Source organism: Pedobacter sp. UYP30 (assembly GCF_040547165.1).
In the GTDB taxonomy this organism is placed as follows: Bacteria; Bacteroidota; Bacteroidia; order Sphingobacteriales; family Sphingobacteriaceae; genus Pedobacter.
This window is the reverse complement of the sequence record NZ_JBEPPD010000007.1, coordinates 132,918-152,615: the sequence shown is the minus strand read 5'-3', so window position 1 is coordinate 152,615 and position 19,698 is coordinate 132,918. Positions and strand designations below refer to the sequence as shown.

Annotated in this window: 15 protein-coding genes and 2 riboswitches; of the genes, 6 read left to right on the top strand and 9 right to left on the bottom strand. The window is 38.7% G+C overall.

Annotation, left to right across the window (positions count from 1 at the left end):
- Positions 1 to 70: 70 nt before the first annotated feature.
- The gene (locus ABIB40_RS10280) at positions 71 to 1,189 is read left to right on the top strand and encodes a trans-sulfuration enzyme family protein (RefSeq protein ID WP_354358672.1); all 1,119 of its coding nucleotides are present in this window, start codon (positions 71 to 73) and stop codon (positions 1,187 to 1,189) included.
- 123 nt (positions 1,190 to 1,312) lie between these two features.
- On the opposite strand, the gene ABIB40_RS10275 is transcribed toward ABIB40_RS10280, so the two are convergent.
- Complete coding sequence (locus tag ABIB40_RS10275) at positions 1,313 to 2,290, bottom strand: hypothetical protein (protein ID WP_354358670.1); 978 nt, start codon at positions 2,288 to 2,290, stop codon at positions 1,313 to 1,315.
- 203 nt (positions 2,291 to 2,493) lie between these two features.
- A riboswitch (SAM riboswitch) is annotated at positions 2,494 to 2,604 on the top strand.
- A gap of 251 nt (positions 2,605 to 2,855) precedes the next feature.
- Between ABIB40_RS10275 and ABIB40_RS10270 the strand changes: the two genes are divergently transcribed.
- From ABIB40_RS10270 to ABIB40_RS10260, 3 genes are all read left to right on the top strand, one after another.
- On the top strand, positions 2,856 to 4,151 hold the full coding sequence (locus ABIB40_RS10270; protein WP_354358668.1) for an O-acetylhomoserine aminocarboxypropyltransferase/cysteine synthase family protein: 1,296 nt from the start codon (positions 2,856 to 2,858) through the stop codon (positions 4,149 to 4,151).
- 29 nt (positions 4,152 to 4,180) lie between these two features.
- Positions 4,181 to 5,254 carry a homoserine O-acetyltransferase family protein gene (locus ABIB40_RS10265; protein WP_354358666.1) on the top strand — a complete coding sequence of 358 codons (1,074 nt, stop codon included), beginning with the start codon at positions 4,181 to 4,183 and terminating at the stop codon, positions 5,252 to 5,254.
- 145 nt (positions 5,255 to 5,399) lie between these two features.
- Entirely contained in the window at positions 5,400 to 6,656 is a 1,257-nt protein-coding gene (locus tag ABIB40_RS10260; protein WP_354358664.1) for a homoserine dehydrogenase, read from the top strand.
- 171 nt (positions 6,657 to 6,827) lie between these two features.
- On the opposite strand, the gene ABIB40_RS10255 is transcribed toward ABIB40_RS10260, so the two are convergent.
- The 8 genes from ABIB40_RS10255 to ABIB40_RS10220 all read right to left on the bottom strand — a co-directional run bounded on the left by ABIB40_RS10255 (position 6,828) and on the right by ABIB40_RS10220 (position 13,818).
- Complete coding sequence (locus tag ABIB40_RS10255) at positions 6,828 to 7,295, bottom strand: YMGG-like glycine zipper-containing protein (RefSeq protein ID WP_354358662.1); 468 nt, start codon at positions 7,293 to 7,295, stop codon at positions 6,828 to 6,830.
- 75 nt (positions 7,296 to 7,370) lie between these two features.
- Entirely contained in the window at positions 7,371 to 7,562 is a 192-nt protein-coding gene (locus ABIB40_RS10250; protein ID WP_354358660.1) for a hypothetical protein, read from the bottom strand.
- On the bottom strand, positions 7,546 to 8,100 hold the full coding sequence (locus ABIB40_RS10245; protein WP_354358658.1) for a Dph6-related ATP pyrophosphatase: 555 nt from the start codon (positions 8,098 to 8,100) through the stop codon (positions 7,546 to 7,548). The genes ABIB40_RS10250 and ABIB40_RS10245 overlap by 17 nt, the downstream gene beginning before the upstream one ends.
- Positions 8,090 to 8,779: an SIR2 family NAD-dependent protein deacylase gene (locus ABIB40_RS10240; RefSeq protein ID WP_354358656.1), complete on the bottom strand. Its 690-nt coding sequence runs from the start codon at positions 8,777 to 8,779 to the stop codon at positions 8,090 to 8,092. The genes ABIB40_RS10245 and ABIB40_RS10240 overlap by 11 nt, the downstream gene beginning before the upstream one ends.
- A gap of 68 nt (positions 8,780 to 8,847) precedes the next feature.
- A complete protein-coding gene (locus ABIB40_RS10235; RefSeq protein ID WP_354358654.1) occupies positions 8,848 to 9,438 on the bottom strand; it encodes a DUF6580 family putative transport protein in 591 nt (196 codons plus the stop codon).
- A 67-nt stretch (positions 9,439 to 9,505) separates the two neighbouring features.
- Positions 9,506 to 10,627, bottom strand: coding sequence for a PKD-like domain-containing protein (locus tag ABIB40_RS10230; RefSeq protein WP_354358652.1), 1,122 nt, complete (start codon positions 10,625 to 10,627; stop codon positions 9,506 to 9,508).
- 34 nt (positions 10,628 to 10,661) lie between these two features.
- Positions 10,662 to 11,771, bottom strand: a complete 1,110-nt coding sequence (locus tag ABIB40_RS10225) for a YncE family protein (RefSeq protein ID WP_354358650.1) — start codon at positions 11,769 to 11,771, stop codon at positions 10,662 to 10,664.
- A 13-nt stretch (positions 11,772 to 11,784) separates the two neighbouring features.
- Positions 11,785 to 13,818: a TonB-dependent receptor plug domain-containing protein gene (locus tag ABIB40_RS10220; protein ID WP_354358648.1), complete on the bottom strand. Its 2,034-nt coding sequence runs from the start codon at positions 13,816 to 13,818 to the stop codon at positions 11,785 to 11,787.
- A gap of 99 nt (positions 13,819 to 13,917) precedes the next feature.
- A riboswitch (cobalamin riboswitch) is annotated at positions 13,918 to 14,111 on the bottom strand.
- 95 nt (positions 14,112 to 14,206) lie between these two features.
- Between ABIB40_RS10220 and ABIB40_RS10215 the strand changes: the two genes are divergently transcribed.
- Positions 14,207 to 15,451, top strand: a complete 1,245-nt coding sequence (locus ABIB40_RS10215) for a serine hydrolase (protein WP_354358646.1) — start codon at positions 14,207 to 14,209, stop codon at positions 15,449 to 15,451.
- A gap of 76 nt (positions 15,452 to 15,527) precedes the next feature.
- Positions 15,528 to 19,529 carry a hybrid sensor histidine kinase/response regulator transcription factor gene (locus ABIB40_RS10210; protein ID WP_354358644.1) on the top strand — a complete coding sequence of 1,334 codons (4,002 nt, stop codon included), beginning with the start codon at positions 15,528 to 15,530 and terminating at the stop codon, positions 19,527 to 19,529.
- Positions 19,530 to 19,698 lie beyond the last annotated feature (169 nt).

The following is a 19,698-nucleotide window of genomic DNA, read 5'->3' as shown; positions in this document are numbered from 1 at the left end:
AACCCTGCAAGGGCTAAAATAACTTTCAATTTATTAAATTGCCACCTAAATAAAGTAAATTTTTACCAATATGAAACCAGAAACTTTAGCCATACACGCCTCTAACTTAGTAAATGCAGCTACAGGCGATGTTACGCCACCCATAAGCCTTTCTACCACTTTTTACCGCAATGAAAATGGAAATTACCCTGGCGGACACATGTACAGCAGGGTTAGCAATCCAAATAGGTCTGCTTTAGAAAATACGTTAGCAAAATTGGAGTTTGGCGCCGAAGCTGCGGCTTTTTCTTCTGGAAACACCGCTGGCATGGCGCTTTTTCAGGCGTTAAAACCTAACAGCCACATTATAGCGCCAGATGATATGTATTGGGGTTTTAAAAAGCAACTACTCACTATTTTTAAAGGGATTTTAGAATTTGATTTTGTAGATCAAACCGATTTAAATCTTGTACAAGAATCTATAAAACCGAACACCAAAGTCATTTGGATAGAAACTCCGTCAAATCCTCTGTTAAAAGTAACAGACATTGCTGGCATTGCCGCAATTGCAAAAAAGGCAGGATTGACTACGGTTTGCGACAGTACCTTTGCCTCGCCAGTTCTGCAAAACCCAATTTTGTTGGGTGCTGATATTGTAATGCATTCTAGCACAAAATATTTAGGTGGCCATAGCGATGTTCTTGGAGGCATTTTGGTTACCGCAAAGATAGATGAATTTTGGAGCGACATAAGAAACGTGCAACAAACGGGTGGTGCGGTACCATCGCCCTTTGATTGTTACTTGCTTTGCAGAAGTTTAAAGACTTTGGTCTATCGCATGAAAGGTCATTGTGAAAATGGTAAAAAAATTGCAGGTTACTTAAACAACCATCCAAACGTAGAGGCTGTTTTTTATCCAGGACTTGAAACGCACCCACAACATAACATTGCTGCAAAACAGATGAAAGATTTTGGCGGCATGCTTTCTTTTTTGGTTAAAGGTGGCGAAAAAGCGGCCAATAAAATGATCAATAAAGTAAAGCTATTTGCGCAAGCAACTAGTCTTGGCGGGGTAGAAAGTTTAATTGAGCATCGCTACTCTATTGAAGGACCCGACAGCAAAACTCCAAAAAACCTTATTCGTGTTTCTGTCGGGTTAGAGCATATAGATGATTTAATAGCAGATTTAGAGCAAGCGTTGACTGTTTAGGCGTTTAGTCGGTAAATTGTCTAGTTGGTTAGTCGTTAAGTTGTATGACTCCTCGCCTCATATCTCAAACCTTCTACCTTCCGCCTCCTACCTCTTTTACCGGATAACAAATGGTAGTTAACTTTAAATTATGTCGGGATTAAGCGGTTCATTAGTTTGTACCAAGCGTTGTGCACCTGTATTTCCGGGGCAAGCAATGTCGTTTGTGGCATCGTAAATAAGTTTCTTGCCATCTACCAAAAGTTCTTTTGGAACATAAATTTGTGTTTTGGTAGTTGGATAACCAGACGGAACATACCTAACATAGTAGCCATCTGGATGTTTGGTCCAAATGCCGCTTGGCACATCGCTGCGAACTGGAGCCATACCCGCAAGAATTGCGTACTTTTCCATATCGGCATAAGTATAGTTGCCAGAAGCAACCAACTGCCTAATGTTATTCTCGGCCTCAAAAACCGCCTGTAATCCGCGGGGAAGTTGATCTTTTGCTTTTTCCATTATGTTACCTGGCAAAATACCCATAACGCCACCTTCCAACATAGTAAGTTGTTTGGTAGTCAACAATTTTAGCGCCGTAACTTTTATACTTCCCGAATAATCGATAAATTTTGTTCTCGCAATAATCGCCCAAAGCAATAGCTGAATATCATGTTGATCTATCTCTGGATGGTTCTCGGCACTTTTTAAAATTAGGGTAATTATTTCGTTCTTTGGACCTAATAAAGGCGCAAACATGTAGCCGTCTCCTTTTGAGGGACCATAAGTTCCTGCATGTAAGCAATAACTTTTATTGGTCATTTCATAGAAACCTTCGCAAAGGTAAAATCCTCCATCTGGTGCTTTTGGCAGTAAGTATAGCGGTTGCGCCTTAATGTTTTTGAAAAAATCGGGCATTTTTTCTCCGCTTCTATCTACATCATCAAAATTGGTGGTAATTGCTGCTGGCTGCTTTAAAAGCTTATCTACACCCATCATTTTTGCGGCTTTGGCCGCGCCAACCTTTAAAAGTTTGTCTTTTAATCCTCCAAATTGTGCCTGCACTTGCAGCGTTGCACACACCATAAAAAATACAGAAAGATAAACAAATTTAAAATTTTTCATAGGTAGAAATCTAGGTAGCCATAAAGGTAATCATTTGCTTGTAAACTTGAAAATCCAAAACCCGGGCATCTAAACCAATCAACAGCAAGCTATTGAGGCGCAAGAACAGAAAAATCGAAATTAAATTTTGTTGTTTAAAATTTTTTACCCACTTTTGAAATATTATTTGGTAGCCATCAAATAAAAATCAACTTTAAATGGTTGATTTATAAAGAAGCGACGAGAGACAGGCTCTGGGACTCGCTGGCAACCCTCCAAAAGAGAAGGTGCCAATTCCTGACCAAGTAACAAAAAGTTATTTGGAAATATAAATAACAACTAATGAACAGTAGAAATTTTCTTTCGCAAAGCGATTTACAAATTAAGCACAGGTCATCTGGCTTAAACAGGTCAGTTTTTTACGTTGGTTTTTCCAATCGGATGACCTCGATGTGCTGTTGCACTTGCTAAACAAAAAAATCTTCTTTTTTGGTTTATTAACCAATTTTGGAAGGCCTTTGAACAGGTACGCACAAACAATTTAATCATTCAAAAACTAAAATCACTCACATTTAAACATATACACATGTCATATAAATTTGAAACATTACAAGTACACGCCGGACAAGAAGCAGACCCTGTAACAGGTTCTAGAGCCGTTCCATTGTATCAAACAACCTCATTTGTTTTTAAAAATGCCGAACATGGCGCTAATTTATTTGCGCTAAAAGAATTTGGAAACATTTATACCCGCTTGATGAATCCAACTACCGATGTTTTTGAGAAAAGAATAGCAGCGCTGGAAGGCGGCGTGGCGGGCTTGGCAACTGCGTCTGGCCTTGCTGCGCAATTTATAGCATTAAATAACATTTTAGAAAGTGGCGATAGTTTTGTATCCTCTTCTCATTTATATGGAGGTTCTTACAACCAATTTAAGGTTGCTTTTAAACGCCTAGGTATACACGTAGATTTTGCAGATCCAGATAAACCAGAGGATTTTGAGGCAAAAATAAACGAGACCACCAAGGCCATTTATGTAGAAACCATTGGCAACCCTTCGTTCAGCATTGTAGATTTTGAAAAAATTGCTGCCATTGCAAAAAAACATGATCTTCCCTTTATTGTAGATAATACTTTCGGCGCTGCCGGATATTTGTTTAAGCCATTAGAACATGGTGCTAACATAGTAGTAGAATCGGCCACAAAATGGATTGGTGGCCACGGAACGTCTATTGGTGGTGTTATTATAGATGGCGGAAACTACAACTGGGGAAATGGAAAATTCAAACAGTTTTCTGAGCCATCAGAAGGCTATCACGGCTTGGTTTTTAGTGATGTTTTTGGCGTAGGTAGCCAGTTTGGGAATATCCAGTTCATCATCCGCGCACGCGTAGAGGGTCTGAGAGATTTTGGTCCCGCACCTTCTCCGTTTAACTCTTGGCAACTGCTGCAAGGTGTAGAAACTTTATCTTTACGGGTGCAGCGCCACGTAGACAATACTTTGGAATTGGCTACATGGTTAGAAAACCATCCTCAAGTTAAGGAAGTAGAATACCCAGGCTTGGCAAGTAGCAAATACAATAAGCTGGCAAAAAAATATCTTAAGAACGGTTTTGGAGCAGTACTCTCTTTCGAGTTGAACGGCACTAAAGAAAATGCAAGCAAGTTTATAGACAACCTTAAACTCACTTCGCATTTGGCAAATGTGGGCGACACGAAAACGCTTATTATCCAACCATCGGCGACTACGCATCAGCAACTTAGCGATGAGGCACAGTTGGCTGCCGGGGTTAAGCCGAATGCGTTACGCGTTTCGGTAGGTATTGAGCACATAGACGATATTAAGGCAGATTTTGAACAAGCTTTTGCTTCAATTAAGTAAGGTTGTTTACAAAAATTAAACTCGAGTATATGTCCGAGCATAAAAATAATGAAGTTTCCTATTATCAGCACAAATCTAATTTCGAATTAGAAAATGGAAAGAAAATAGACAATCTTCAAGTCGCTTACCAAACATTTGGCAAACTTAATGCAGAGAAAAACAATGTAGTTTGGGTTTGCCATGCGCTAACCGCCAATGCAGATGTGATGGATTGGTGGCCGGGATTATTTGGAAAAAACAACCTTTTTAATCCTAACGAGCACTTTATTATTTGTGCAAATGTACTGGGATCACATTACGGTAGCACAAATCCGTTGAGTAAAAACTCGGTAACTGGCCAACCCTATTATCTTTCCTTTCCTAGCTTTACCATTAGAGATATGGTTGCGGCACACGAGGTTCTTGCCAATTATCTCGGAATTAAGAAAATAAAAGTACTGATCGGTGGTTCTTTAGGTGGCCAGCAAGCCTTAGAGTGGAGTATTTCACAGCCAAATATGATCGAAAACCTAATTTTACTTGCCACAAATGCTGTGCATTCTCCGTGGGGAATTGCATTTAACGAAAGCCAACGGCTGGCTATTTCCGCCGACCGTACGTTCTATGCAAATCAGCCCGAGGGCGGATTGAAAGGTTTAAAAGCGGCAAGAAGCATCGCTTTGCTTAGCTATAGAACTTTTAGTGCCTACTGCAATACGCAGCTAGAAAGTGATGACGATAAAGTAGACAATTTCCGTGCTTCTTCCTATCAAAACTATCAGGGAGAAAAGCTGACCAAAAGGTACAATGCGTATAGCTACTATTATTTAAGTAAAGCCATGGACAGCCATAATGTGGGCAGAAACCGGCCGAGTATCGTGGAAGCATTAGAGTCTGTTAAAGCAAATACCTTGGTAGTGGCTGTAGAAAACGATTTATTGTTCCCATTGTCAGAACAGCAGTTTTTGGCAAATCATATTCCAGATGCTTCTTTGGCGATTGTAAAATCTGATTATGGACATGATGGCTTCTTGATTGAAACAGACACCTTAACAAATGTGATTGGCAATTTTTTAAAAGAGAGCAAAAACAAGAAAGTGATTAGGTTGCAGCATACGGGTTGAGCGAAGGAAGGTTAAGGGTTAAGGGTTAAAGGTTAAGGGTTAGAAGTCTAGTTTTGGCATCACAACCCATAACTGGCAACAAATAGCATATCTAATGTCTCCCATCTCAATACTAACATCTAACTAGTAAATACTAACAAAAAGAATGAGTAAAAAATTAAAAATAGGATTATTTGGCTTTGGGGTTGTAGGCCAAGGGTTGTTAGACATTATCCAAAGTCAACAGCTTAATTTGGAGATTGTTAAAATTGCCATTAAAGACCCAAGCAAGCAACGAACGTTACAAAAGGAACTGTTTACCACCAACCACACCGAAATTTTAGAAAACAGCGAAATAAACACGGTTATAGAGCTAATAAATGATGCTGACGCTGCATATACCATTGTAACAACTGCTTTAAAAAGTGGAAAAAATGTGGTATCGGCAAACAAAAAAATGATTGCCACGCACTTGAAAGAATTAGTAGAGTTGCAACAAAAACACGGTACATCATTATTGTACGAGGGAGCTGTTTGTGGAAGTATTCCAATCATCAGAAACTTGGAAGAATATTACGACAATGAGCTTTTTAGTTCGATAAGCGGGATTTTTAATGGCTCATCCAATTACATTTTAACCAAGGTTTTTAATGAAAATCAATCTTATGAAGATGCACTCAAAAAAGCTCAAGAGTTAGGTTTTGCCGAAACAGACCCAATCTTAGACGTTGGCGGCTACGACCCAAAATATAAACTGGCCATTGCAACCGCGCATGCTTACGGGCTTTTCGTAGCACCAGAAAATATTCTAAATGTCGGCATCCAAAACCTTGCTCAAAGCGATGTAAATTATGCAAGGGAGAAAAATCTAAGGATTAAGCTGGTACCGACTGCGGTTAAAGTTGGTGTAGATAAAATTGTAACCTATGTGTTGCCAAAATTGGTAAACAGAGAAGATTTTCTATATAATGTAGAGAACGAATATAATGCGGTTACCGTACAGGCCGCTTTTGCCGATAAGCAATTCTTTTTTGGCAAAGGTGCAGGTGGCCACCCAACAGGAGCAGCTGTGTTGTCTGATATTGTTGCACTCCGCTACGATTATCGTTACGAATACAAAAAATTTAATTCAGGGCATGCGGTTCAACATTCAGACCAAAGTTTGTTAGAGGTTTACCTTAGATATGAAGATGATGGTTTAGTTGAAAAGTTAGAGTTCGAAGAAATAAGCGAACGTTATGCAGCCAAAAATTTTAAATATGTTATTGGTATTATTAAATTAAGTAGCCTAATTAAACATAGAGATTTATTGTTGGATAGCGAAACCTTTGTGGCGTACACCAGCAATGAGGTGCACTTAGAAAGAAGCTTGCAGAATACTTTGGCTGAGAAGACATTGGCAAACAGCGCAGAAGTATTTTAAAAAAATAAGTTTTGTTTTTGATTACGAAGAAAGGCCGAAAGGCCTTTTTTTTATTTGCGGATTTCTTTGACGGGTTGTTAGCCGTTATTCAACAAATTCTTTAGCATAAAGGAGCATAAAAAAAGCGGTCAGAAATCTTCTGCCGCTTTTAACGTATTTTTAACAAAGTTACTAGTTAGCACGTCCAGATTTTTTGTCTTTACCTCTACCTATCAAATAACCAGTACCAGCGCCAACTACACCACCAATTACTGCACCTCTACCTTTTTTCTTATCGATAATGGCACCACCAACTGCTCCGGCAGCTCCACCAATAACTGCACCTTTAGCTGCATCGCTCCAACCTTTTTTCTTAGCGGTTGGCTGAGTACCACCATAACTAGAAGAACTGCTGCTGCTACCGTTAGCGTAACTTCCCGTGGCCGAACGTTTCCCGGCCTTATAAGCTGCGGCGACTTCGGCATCTTTTTTGGCTTTCTCTTTTTTTACTGCGTCAACTCTAGCGAAACTATCCAAGCGAATGCTGTCTTTTATCGCTTTCACCTGTTCCTGTTTTTGAACCGCTTGTTCTTGCTTTGCCTTATTGTTACAAGCAAACATGACCGAACTTAATGCTACTATTGCAAATAACTTTTTCATAACTGTGTTTTTTAATAACCTAATCTGTGTTTAGATAACCTTATGAAAAAATGATGCCAAAAAACTATATTCTTGTTACGCTTCTATTAAATCACTAAACCAATAACCAATTTCCTCGGTGGTAGTTTGGGTTTTATTTTCTCCATTCTGTACTGTTTTAGCAATAGTGTAAGTTCTATTTACCTTTTCTCCAACACTAAAACTAATCTTCTTTTTAAAGATTGGCCCCGCGAAAGCAAAGGTGTGGAATTCACCATTTTTCGCCACATACGTCTACTTCTAAGGGCAAAGACTCAATTAAATCTACATCGATAATTTTACCGCAGTAGGGTTCTAAATTTTGCTGGGCACAAATAATTATCGTTTGATAATTAAGGGCTAAAAACTCGTTGATGACCTCGGTTGTATTTCGCCCCCAAATCGGAAAAATAGCTTCCATCCCGCTTGCTGCGCTTTTTTCTTCCCGATATCTTTTTAAATCTTCTAAAAAAATATCTCCAAAAATAGAATGCGTTATTCCTTCATTTTTTAACTTTTTTAAGTGATGCTCCATCAAAGTATTATAACTTTCCATACTTGCATTTTCGGGCAGATAAACCTCATAAAGCTTAATGCCGATGCTTTCTGCTTGTCGCCTGAGTAACGAAACACGCAAACCGTGCATAGACACCCTGTTGTATGCTTCGGAAATAGTGGTGAGCAGATACTTTACCTCCAAAGTATCATCTTGCAAAACATGATGGAGCGCCAAAGTACTGTCTTTGCCCCCACTCCAGTTGAACACGCATAGTTTTCTATCGCTCATTTAGCAAAAGCTCTTTTACCTCCTTCATGCCAATAACAGCTTTTTCTTCAATTTTTACCACATGTTGATAAGCGCTAACGCTAGGTATTTTTGGATCGACGATGTATTTTATGGTTTTCGATGGCACAAACTGTAGCAAACCCGCAGCAGGATAAACCGCCAATGAACTCCCAACGAGTACAAAAACATCAGCTTTGCTACAAAGAAAAGAAGCCTCTTCTATCATGGGCACCTCTTCCCCAAACCAAACCACATGTGGCCGCAGCTGCGAACCGAGCTCGCATAAGGTGCCCATTTCTATGTTGCTTCCCATAATTGAATAGGTTAAACTTGAATTTTTATCGGATTGACTTTTGGTAATCAGCCCATGTAAATGCACTACATTTTTAGAACCAGCACGCTCATGCAGGTCATCTATGTTTTGGGTAATAACGCTAACTTCAAAAAATTCTTCGAGCGAGGCTATGATTTTATGAGCTTCGTTTGGTTCTGCTTTTAGAACTTGTTCACGACGTTCATTATAAAAATTTTGTACCAGTTCCGGGTTTTTTCTCCAAGCTTCTGGCGTGGCAACATCTTCGATATTGTAACCCTCCCAAAGTCCATCGGCATCTCTAAAAGTTTTCAATCCACTTTCTGCACTTATTCCGGCGCCTGTAAAAACCACCAATTTTTCCATACGCTAAAATAAAAAAAATCCTCCTAAAGCTATGCTAAAGGAGGATATAAAAATATTTTCTTTACTAATTAGGCGCGCTGTGGTTGTAATTTTAGCACCGTATATTTCGACTTTAACGCCTCGAAAGCACCAAAGATTATTGCGCCGTAAACAACAGTTCCTCCTAAAAACCTAAGCTCGAACGGAATAGCAAGCACTAAAACTTGCCAAAAGCCTGCAAAATTTTGGGTATAGACAGGACTGCCGTACCAAACACCCAAATCTGTTACAACCCAGTGTATAAGTGTTATCATCAGCGCAGAACCAAGAAAACTAACCACGTTGGTCTTTTTAAGCATCACTTTTCCAACCAAAACCATCAGCGCAAACGCAATGTAAGTCCAATACCATCCTCCGTATAAAAACCCAGTGCTGTATGAACTAAAAATGGTCGTAGATAAAATAAAATCGCTTAAGAACAAGCTTAACAAAGGAAAAGCAAATGCTTTTACATCGTTTTTAAAATACGCACCGCCAAAAAGTGCTACCGCACCAATAGAAGAAAAATTGGCAAACTGCAGTTCATCCGTATTAAAGGTAACCAACAATCTAAAAGCGGTAATCGCTAATATCATCACTAGCAATACTAAATCGCGTGGATTAAACTTAAAATCTGACATTTTCTTTGTTATTTTTAATGTATTGCAAAGTTATAATTTTATCTTGGGATATAAACTCTTAATAGAATTACTTAATTCCCAAATCTACAGCTCCTTTTACTTCGGTAGAAATTTCTCCTAAAAAGCCTGCATTAGCATTTTGTCCGGTATACACCTTTACAAAATCTATCGTTTTTAACACCACTTTCTTGCCTTCTTTATTAACAGCCCGAGAAATGTCGAATGAATTAAATCCGTTGGTTTTGAAATCGTCTCCCAAAGAATAGCTGTCTGTATAACCAAAATCAAATGGTTTACTTGTGGTAAAACCACTTGAAGACACGGTGGAGGGCAAAAGCGTGCCTTTGAAGGTTAGCTTTTCTTGATTGTCGGCAAATTCTGGATAGAAATTGTGCTTATGGAAGTTATTTATTTTAACAACTCCACTCTTACCTTGGTTATCTGTCCAGGGCACATCTGCAAATGCTTTCGGGTTGGTGTAGGTAATTTCGTAATTTTTAATGGTGGTTGCTTTTGCATATTCGCTTCCTGCCAATTCATACCATTCATCATCGGCCAAACCGTTTCCATTCGCATCTTGACTTACCATTACCACGCCTGGTTCAGAGAAATCGTATGGCGGGCCGAATGGATTGCCATAAATACCTAAATCGTAACCTGTATTGTTAACCACAGAATGGTCGAACCCGAAAATGATAAAACCACCAAAAGCACCTAAGGTGACAAAGCTATTTGTGCCACCAATAAGCTTTTGCGCTTGTTCTGGGCTGCCTACAGTCTCGTTAATGCCCTGTCCTGGAGCAGGTTGATAGTCAAAAACTTTGCTGATAAATTTGCTGCTTGCAGCTTTAATTGCAATTACAGGCACCTCCACTATAATTTTGTAACTATGCGTAAATACACCGCCTGCATTTGTGGCTTTGTAGGTAAGCAAATAACTACCGGCATTAGCGGCAGTAAAATCATAACTATTTCCATTACCAACTTTTTTCCCGTCAAGCACCCATTCTTGCGTCAAATCCTTATCGGTTTTAACATCGATGTTGAAAGTTTGGGCTACGTTTATTTTTGCGGTAACTGAGTCTGCTTGATTTGTTAAACTAACGTTTGGAGGCAGAAACCCATGGTCTTTTTTACAACTGGTAATAAATATACCGCCCAGTAACAATAGGGTAATTAATCTGTTCATTTTTTCTATTTTTTAGGTGTGTGTTTTTAATGGATTATTTAGACAAAAAAGCAAAATGGCCGGGAATATCGCCTGTGGTAAGCGGAGTTTTAAATTTGCTTTTACCTGTTTTATCAAAACAATAAAGTTCCCCAGGGTCAACGTAACTTGGTGAGTCCGACACGTAGATATCGCCATTTGACGAGTCCACACTTATTCCGTAAGGAACCTTAATTGACGATTCACTTCCATCGGTAATGAAATTATCGCTTACCACAGTCTCCTCTTTAACATTTAGCTTTACGTAAGTTGCTTTCTTCGTTGTGTAGCTGTAAGAGAAAACGTAAGCATTGTCGCCCTCAATACAAAAGTTCTCAACCGGCAAATGAAAATCCTTTTTTACCGCATCTGTTTTGGTATCAATTAAAAAAATAGAGGAAGGAATGTTAGCGTAATCACCTCTAGAGGTTACGTACAGATCGCCGTACTGATCTGCCTTTAAATGATGCAAGTTTATAGCGACATCTATTTTTTTAATTTCGATGTTCGAGCTCAAATCAATTACAGAAACGGTACGATCATAATTTGGGGGATTTAGCCCGCCTGAGTTTGCAACATAGAGTTTAGATCCCACTACGGCCATTTCCTCTGGTTGATTACCCACTGTAATTTTAGTTTTGATAACACTTGTATTTGCGGTATCTACAACTGCCACAAAGCCGTCGTAAGAAGTGATGTAGGCAAAGTTTTTGTAAAAAGTTACATATCTTGGGTTATGAATATCTAATTTACCAACCTCTTTAGCAGTTTTGGCATTTAATATCTCTAATTTGTTACTACCATTTACCACAACATACATTTTAGATCCGTAAATTTTTACATCGTTGCCGCTATCGCCCAATCCTAAAGTTACCGCGGGGTTTACAGCACTAAATATATTGCGTGTATATAAACCAGATGCAAAATCGTAAAAATCTAACGATGCTTTGTTAGACCCCATGTTCCCTTCGTTAAGCAGATAAAGGCCTTTCATGCCACTAGAAGGGTTTTCGTAGCCGTTTGTAACGTCGTCTTTCTTAGGCGGATCTTTCCTACAGGCAGATACAGAAGCCAGCAAAAATACTGCGGCGATAAGTCTAATTGAAATTTGTAATTTATTTTCCATGTTTTTTAGGTGTTTAAAAGTTTGATTTTAGTGTAAAGCGATAGTTTCTTCCTGGCATTGGGTAATTGAGCACAACATCGTAATATTGGTTAAACACATTATTTACCTCGGCGGTTAAAGCCAGCCTCGTAGTATTCAGTTTAAAATTTGTGCCGACCGTTAAATCGTGGGTGTACCAAGGCTTAACGTAATTTACAGGAATATTTGCGCTTTGGCTATACCGTTCGCCAGTGTAGATGTAGCCATAATTAAAGCTAAAATTTTTATAATCGATGGCGAGTCTAGCCGTGCCGCTGTTTACTGGAATGTATGGAACCTGATCTCCATAATTAAATGCCGTAGCGCTTATATCAATTGCTTTCTCGAAGGTATAATTGGCGCTGGCTTTGAGTGATAAATCTTTTGCTAAACTCCAAACGGTTTGGATGTTTGTCTCCACCCCTTTTATACTCACATCACCTATATTAAAAATGGTCCAACGCCCCAAATTATTGCCCGGAATGGCGACAATCTTGTCTTTAACTCGGTTATAATACGCATCTGTATGTATGGAAAAATACGCCAAACGCTTTTTAAGCGGAGCTTTGTTAAAGGTAAACCCAATGTCATATTGGTGTATGTATTCGGGCCGAAGATTTGAATTTCCAACGAAAGTGTAATAAAGGTCGTTAAAAGTTGGCAGTCTAAAAATAGATTTATAGAAAGACCGAAGACGAAAGTCTGGACTGTCAAATGGTTGCCAAGACGCCATAATTGTCGGCGTAAATTCTTGCTTATTACCCGCGGCAATACCCTGCTCTACATTTTCGTGCACCAAAGTAGCCAGCACATTTCCTTGAACTTGTAGTTTCTTTAAGTTTATGCCACTTGCTAGCGCGATTAATCCTGTTTGGCGGGTTGGATAGGCAAAATTGTACAGATTGGCATCGAGTTTTTGCAGACTATAATCGGTGGCTAAAGAAACTTGCCATAACTTCGAAAACTTATAGAGATTGGTGGCAGAGAGGTAACATTCTTGCTCTGTAAATCTATTGTCTAAAATGCCTTTATTCAGTTTTATTTCTGGATCTATATAGCGCAGAAAGCTGTAGGCATATTTTGCATTGAGTAACAGGTTATATTTTTGAGCTAAGTTGTTATGGTAAGAGCCTTGTACAAACGTATTGTCATCCCATTGGCGTTGGGTAAATGTGTATTTATTAGAAACAATAGCTCCTGGCAGTCCTCTTGCAGAATTGTAATTGTACACTTTTACATTCCACTGGCTGCTATCGGCCAACGTGCCAAAAAGCGTTGCCTCCAAACGTAACGATTTCACATCGCCGTTGTTTCGAACCACCGTGGTATCGTACTCGTAATCTTTATATCTAAATTTATATTTGCCGTTTGCCTCCACATAGGCGCCATCAAAACTCAGGGAGAGTTTATTGTTAATTTTCTGCTTATAATTGATGCTTGGATTCAGCAGACCAAACGAACCAGCTTTCATCGATACATTTGCCTGGTAAGATTTCCCATCTACAAATTTAGGTGTTGCCGTTTTTAAATATAAGGCACTTGCTGCTGCATAGCCTCGCGCAGGAATTAATAAATCTGGCTTCTGCCCAACATAAACTGATATTTCTTCCATATTATCTAAGGAATATTTACCTAGATCTACTTGTCCGTTTTGTGCATTGCCCAACTGAATGCCATCATAAAAAACAGCGGTGTGATTGCTGCCCATGCTCCGTACGTTGATGGTTTTTAAACCTCCAATGCCGCCGTAATCTTTCAATTGCACACCAGAGAAAAAACGAACTGCATCTGCCACAGAAAGGCTATTTAGACGCTGTAATTCTGCTCCCTCCAAAATTTGCACCGGAACGGGCGACTGATTTACGTTCGATTTTTTATATTGATTTATCTCGACATCTTTTAGCTGTTTTGCTTTTACAGAATCTGTTTGGGCAACCGCATTTTTAGGCAGAACGATGCTTAATCCCGTTAGGAAGGCATAAATTAAAAAATATATGATGTTTAAAGAAACACCCTTTTTTAAAGTCATTCTGGTGGTGAGTTTTGCCCACAGCCAACAGATTAATAAAAGAAATGAAAACACGAAAACCGCAATTGCTCCACTCCTAGCTTCAATCCACGAAAGCTATGAAATTATTATGCAATGGCAGGTCTCCTGACTTGCTCCTAGTTTTTCCGCCTTCCCATCCGCCGAAAGGCAAACAGTGGCAAAAGATTGAAAAACCTTTTTGGAGCTTACAGTTGCGGGACAGTTGCAGATTTACACTGCATTCCCTTTTAAGTCTGAGGTTGAGCCCAGACACCAAAAACGACGCAAAGGTAGGTAAAAAATACGAGGTGTGCGAAACAAATAAACGCTAGTTTAGAACATGCTCAAATTTTGCTAATTTAGCCAAGCATCCACAAAAATAAACCAAATGAAAAAAGCATTTCTTCTGCTTTCATTCTTTACCTCTTTTTCTGCTATGGCCCAAAAAATAGATACCACTTTTTTAGCAAAGCTGATGAAATCGAAGCCAGCACTTTTCGACACCATTTTAAAAACTCCCGACCATAAACAGGTGCAGATTCTGTACACACAGATAAATCGAGATGTGCAGAACAAGCCTCATTTTAAAAGCTTTGGCTATCACCTAGACCCGCATCATTACTTTTACCCTGCAAGTACAGTTAAATTGGCAGCGGTTATTTTTGCGCTAGAAAAAGTTAATGCGCTAAAAAAAACAGGTTTAACCATGCATAGCATAATGATCACCGATAGCAGTTACCGAGGACAAACAAAAATAATTGGTGATACGAGCGCAGCAAACAGTAAACCGAGCATTGCGCAATACATTAAAAAAATATTGCTTACCAGCGATAACGATGCGTTTAACCGTTTATACGAATTTATCGGCAGGGCCGAAATAAATAGAAAACTGAAGCAATATGGTTTAACAGATAGCCGAATTTTAAATCGATTGGCCATAGGCGATGCAGGAGAATCATCCAAACATACCAACCAAGTTAGATTTTATAACGATGCTAAACTGGTCTATCTAAATCCTGCGGAATATGATGATAAACATTATCCGTTAAAATTAAACCGGCTAATTGTTGGCAAAGCATATATAGACAGTAATGAAAAAATAGTAAACAAGCCTTTCAGTTTTAAGGATAAGAATGCTTTTTCTGTTGCGAATCAGCAAAAGTTGATGCGAAAACTCATTTTTCCAGAAGCTTTCCCCAAGAAAGATCGTTACAACCTTAGGCCAGAAGATTATAAGTTTATTTACACCTATATGAGTATGTTCCCGACAGAAAGCACACATCCAACGTACAATACAAAGGAATTTTGGCCTACCTATGCAAAAATGATCTATTTCGGTAGGGAGAAAAATGCTCATCTTACGCCCAACATCAGAATTTTTAGCAAATATGGCGACAGTTATGGCTTTATTATAGACAATACCTATTTTGTCGACTTTAAAAACAAAGTTGAATTCTTTTTAACCGCTGTGTTGCAAAGTAACAACAATAACACTTATAACGATGGCGTGTACGAATACGAAACGGTGTGCTATCCTTTTATGAAAAACATTGGAAGAGAAATTTATGAATTTGAACTCGGTAGAAAAAAAGCACATGCTGCCGATTTAAGCAAGATGAAAATGGCATATTAGTTATATTTATCATTATGCTTGAGCTGTTCTTGTGCTAAATTAAGTTATATTTAATACCTATAGACCCCGATAAAAATTGAAGACTAACCAAACTATATTTCTTTTCCTTTTCTTGCTATGCCCTATTTTGGGTTTTGCGCAACCGTATTATTTTAAGCATTACACGGCAGAGAACGGACTCTCTTACAATACCGTTTTTAGTGTATTACAAGATTCGAAAGGCTTTATGTGGTTCGCCACAAGAGACGGTCTAAATAGATTTGATGGCTATTCTTTTAAAGTTTATAGACATAAAGAAGGTGATAAAACTAGCATCGGTAGCGATTTTATTCATACCATTTTAGAAGATAACCACGCTCAAATGTGGGTAGGCACCACAAAGGGACTATTTATATATCACCCTGACAAAGAAATATTTACAAGGTTTAAATACACTGCTGAGAAAGATGTTCCATTAATCAAAACTGATACGCAGGACAACATTTGGTTGATCGCAAACAACGAATTGTGTTCGTACAATGTGCATACGCAGACATTTCGCCAGTATAAAAATTTCAACAATAGCTATGCAACGGGAATAACCATAACAGCTTTAGGCCAAATATGGGTTTCTTTTAACGATGGCACCTTGCAGAAATATTTGCCACGACAAGAAAAGTTTGGCCCCTCGTACAATCTGTTTTCTCATTCTAAGCCTGCTGTTTCTCATTATATCCAAACCATAGAGAAAGGAAGTAACAATACAATTTTTGTCGGTACCACCAACCAAGGTGTAAAAATTTTTGATTGCAACACGTTAACGTATCGAGATGTTTCGATCACCAACCCAGACCAAACAAATATTTTTGTTCGGAAATTCGTCGAAATCAATCCCGATGAATGTTGGATAGCAACGGAGTCTGGAATCTACATCTACAACAAACGCACGGGCCAGCATCAACAATTGAAGAAGAGAATAGATAATCCTTATTCTCTTTCAGACAATGCGGTTTACGATGTGTATCGAGACAGAGAAGGTGGGATTTGGGCAGCTACCTATTTTGGTGGCTTAAATTATTACTCCAAAACCTTCTCTAACTTTAGAAAATACTTTCCCACCACAAGCAATAATTCTTTAAAAGGCAACATTGTTAGAGAAATCTGTAAAGACAAAAACAACAACCTGTGGATTGGTACAGAAGATGGCGGCTTAAATTTTTACGATACAGAAACGAAGCAATTTAAGAACTTTACGCCCGATGGCAGCGCAGGAAGTATAGCCTATAGCAACATACATGCACTTTTTGCCGATAAAAACAAATTGTGGATCGGTACCTTTGAACATGGATTGGATGTGATGGATATTGCTAGCAAAAAAGTTATCAAACATTACTCTGCGGGATTATCGCCAAACCATTTACAAAGCAACTTTGTACTTAGCATTATAAAAACTAGAAAGGGAAACACGCTAATTGGAACAAGCAACGGCCTATTTATGTACAATGAGACAGAGGATAACTTTAAAGAGCTTCATTTAGACAAACAAGCGCCATTTATCCATAACTTAATGGAGGACCACCTGGGCAATATTTGGGCAAGTACCTTAGATAACGGCGTTTTTAAATACAACCCGGCCACGCGTACGTCCACTCGCTACCTGCATAAACCGAAAGCCAATAGCATTGTATCTAATGCGGTAACGAGCGCTTTTGAAAGCGCCGACCATAAAATTTGGCTTGCAACGTATGGCGGTGGCCTTTCTGTATTAGATCCTGAAACCAAAAAATTTAGTTCTTTTGATACCAATAACGGGCTACCTAGCGATTTAATTTTCAAAATACTAGAAGACAGATTTCATAATATATGGATTACCACCTCGAAAGGTCTCGTGGTAAAGCAGCATAAAACCGGGCAATTTAAAATCTACACCGTTGCCAATGGTCTACTTAGCGATCAGTTTAACTACAACTCTGGCTATGCCGATAGTTTAGGAAATCTATATTTCGGTGGCATAAAAGGAATGATTAGTTTTAATCCGGACGATTTCAATAAAACGAATTTTAATACCCCACTTTTTCTAACCGGCTTTCAGATAGACAACAAAGAAGTTAAAATTTCTAATGCGGGTCCTTTAAAAAACTCTATTTTATCAACCGACCACGTTACGTTAAACCATAAGCAATCTTCTTTTAACATAAATTTTTCTGCGCTAAGCTATGCAGCGCCAGAAATGACAGAATATGCATATAGAATGCTGGGCATAAATAAAGAATGGACCTACCTACAAACCAATAGAACGGTCTATTTTACCGAGCTGACGCCAGGAGATTATGTCTTCGAGGTTAAAGTTGCAAACCAAAGTCATCATACAAACCCGCAAATACGTCGATTACACATTTCGATATTACCACCTTGGTGGGCTACTTGGTGGGCTTATCTCTTCTATTTTATTTTTATTGGAAGCGCTTTTTATTTTATCACTAGATTTTTCTTCAACAGAGAAAAAGAAAGGCATTTGCGCAAGGCAGACCATTTAGAAAACCAGAAAGAGCGCGAAATTTACGAAGCGAAAATATCGTTTTTTACCCATGTGGCCCATGAAATTAAAACACCTTTAACTTTGATAAAAGGGCCGATGGAAAAGATTATTAAACAAGCAGCAGCGGTGCCAGATCTTGTGGAGAGTCTTCATATTATGGATAAAAACACAGAACGTTTGCTAAACTTAACCAACCAACTACTAGATTTAAGAAAAGTAGAGACAAACAGTTACAAGCTTACCTTCGTGCGTGTAAACATACCTAACGTACTTGCCGAAATATTTGCCCGTTTTAAACTTGCCGCTGCACAGAAAAATTTGTCGTTCAATTTGGTTGTGCCAGATCATCCAGTAGCCGCTTATGTAGATTTAGAGGCCTTTGAAAAGATAGTAAGCAACCTTTTTAGCAATGCCATCAAATATGCGGAATCTAAAATTATTGTGGTTTTAAATCAGCCTGACCACAACGGCGATTCTTTTAAACTTGTTATTTCTAATGATGGGCATTTGATACCGAAAAATTTAAAAGAGAAAATTTTTGATCCGTTTTTTCGAATTGATGATAAGGGAAAATCGTCTGGAACTGGCATTGGTTTGCCCCTGGCTCGGTTTTTAACAGAACTGCATGAAGGCACGCTGCTTTTGGGAACGCCAGAAAATTCCATGAATACGTTTGAACTCATGCTGCCAATCCACCATTTGCAAGAGCTAGATTTAACGGAGGAAAATGTTGCAGAGGCAAACTACCCAAACAAACTTACCGATGAAAGCCAGGCACAACCCATTATTTTGTTGGTAGACGACCACGATGAGATTTTGGATTTTATTGAAGGCGAATTAAAGGAGAAATTCCAGATACTGCGCGCCAACAATGGTTTGGAAGCTCTAAAACTAATCGACAGAAACTCTGTAAATCTAATTATCTCTGATATTATGATGCCCGAGATGGATGGATACAAGCTTTGTGAGATAATAAAAAGCAATGTTCATTATAGCCATATTCCGGTAATACTGCTCACCGCTAAAAGTACCTTAACCGCCAAAATTGAAGGCTTAGAACTTGGCGCAGACAGCTATATAGAAAAACCATTTTCGCCAGATTTTTTAGTTGCGCAGGTAGAAAGTCTGTTGGAAAACCGAAAGAAAGTTAGAGATCACTTTTCGAGGTCACCTTTGGCAAACATAAGTACAATTGCCTTTAACAAGCACGAAGAGTCATTTTTAGACCAATTGCAGGTCATTCTATTGGCCAACCTGACTAACGAAAATTTGGATGTAGAACTGTTGGCCGATGAAATGAACATGAGCAGACCTACCTTGTATAGAAAAATTAAATCTATATCGGATCTTACGCCGAGCGAGCTTATAAACGTAACGAGGCTAAAACGCGCTGCTGAGTTATTAGCCAGTGGAAGCTACAAGATTTACGAAATTGCCGATTTAGTGGGTTACAGCTCACAATCTAGATTTAGCAGGAATTTTAACAAACAATTTGGCTGTTCTCCAACAGAATACGCCCAAAAACTAAAAGATGAACGGCAACATGCCGAAAAAAAATAATGCGCTTTGTGCCATTGTTATATAAAGGCTGAAAGCAAAATGCACAAAGCTTAAAGCTAAAAACCTATATTACAGAACATTGTTGTCTGACAAGAAAAGCTATAGTTTTTAGAAACCGAATTCTTGCAAAATTGCGTAGTTTTAACTAACGGATGTGACCATCGAAAAT

What these genes read in the sequence shown, in the direction of transcription:
- ABIB40_RS10225 (WP_354358650.1), bottom strand. Translation starts at nt 11,771, where the DNA reads ATGGAAAATAAATTACAAATTTCAATTAGACTTATCGCCGCAGTATTT.
- ABIB40_RS10270 (WP_354358668.1), top strand. Translation starts at nt 2,856, where the DNA reads ATGTCATATAAATTTGAAACATTACAAGTACACGCCGGACAAGAAGCA.
- ABIB40_RS10240 (WP_354358656.1), bottom strand. Translation starts at nt 8,779, where the DNA reads ATGGAAAAATTGGTGGTTTTTACAGGCGCCGGAATAAGTGCAGAAAGT.
- ABIB40_RS10275 (WP_354358670.1), bottom strand. Translation starts at nt 2,290, where the DNA reads ATGAAAAATTTTAAATTTGTTTATCTTTCTGTATTTTTTATGGTGTGT.
- ABIB40_RS10265 (WP_354358666.1), top strand. Translation starts at nt 4,181, where the DNA reads ATGTCCGAGCATAAAAATAATGAAGTTTCCTATTATCAGCACAAATCT.
- ABIB40_RS10280 (WP_354358672.1), top strand. Translation starts at nt 71, where the DNA reads ATGAAACCAGAAACTTTAGCCATACACGCCTCTAACTTAGTAAATGCA.
- ABIB40_RS10220 (WP_354358648.1), bottom strand. Translation starts at nt 13,818, where the DNA reads ATGACTTTAAAAAAGGGTGTTTCTTTAAACATCATATATTTTTTAATT.
- ABIB40_RS10255 (WP_354358662.1), bottom strand. Translation starts at nt 7,295, where the DNA reads ATGAAAAAGTTATTTGCAATAGTAGCATTAAGTTCGGTCATGTTTGCT.
- ABIB40_RS10215 (WP_354358646.1), top strand. Translation starts at nt 14,207, where the DNA reads ATGAAAAAAGCATTTCTTCTGCTTTCATTCTTTACCTCTTTTTCTGCT.
- ABIB40_RS10260 (WP_354358664.1), top strand. Translation starts at nt 5,400, where the DNA reads ATGAGTAAAAAATTAAAAATAGGATTATTTGGCTTTGGGGTTGTAGGC.
- ABIB40_RS10235 (WP_354358654.1), bottom strand. Translation starts at nt 9,438, where the DNA reads ATGTCAGATTTTAAGTTTAATCCACGCGATTTAGTATTGCTAGTGATG.
- ABIB40_RS10245 (WP_354358658.1), bottom strand. Translation starts at nt 8,100, where the DNA reads ATGAGCGATAGAAAACTATGCGTGTTCAACTGGAGTGGGGGCAAAGAC.
- ABIB40_RS10230 (WP_354358652.1), bottom strand. Translation starts at nt 10,627, where the DNA reads ATGAACAGATTAATTACCCTATTGTTACTGGGCGGTATATTTATTACC.